We start from the raw sequence: 319 nt of genomic DNA, 5'->3' as shown, positions 1-319 counted from the left end.
TTACTATTTCATAAATGAAGACGGCAGTATTAATAATCACAAATACGCAGAAGCCGTGCAGGGCAACCAACCTCTAACAGCTAAGGAAATTATTGAGCCATTAGCTCAAACACTACCGGATATTCCACTAGAAAATGGGAATGACTTTAGACGCTATCTTGGTCAACTTACTAATGCTGCATATATTATCTGCGGTGGGTTCAGCGGCATGCGAGACTCTGAATTAGATAAGTTAACCCCTAATAGTTACTACCACGACACGTTTGAAGGACGCGATTATCATATGTTGCAATCCCACACCTTTAAGTTAGGAGAAAAA

The 319-nt window shown here is 40.1% G+C and carries 1 pseudogene; it reads left to right on the top strand.

The annotated features are described in order from the left end of the window. A pseudogene (locus BCT81_RS02580) lies at positions 1-319 on the top strand (hypothetical protein); the annotation flags it as partial.

The organism is Vibrio sp. 10N.261.52.A1, assembly GCF_002876325.1.
Taxonomy (GTDB): Bacteria; Pseudomonadota; Gammaproteobacteria; order Enterobacterales; family Vibrionaceae; genus Vibrio; species Vibrio chagasii.
Note: the sequence above shows the minus strand (reverse complement) of the source record. Positions and strands in the feature narration are given on the sequence as shown.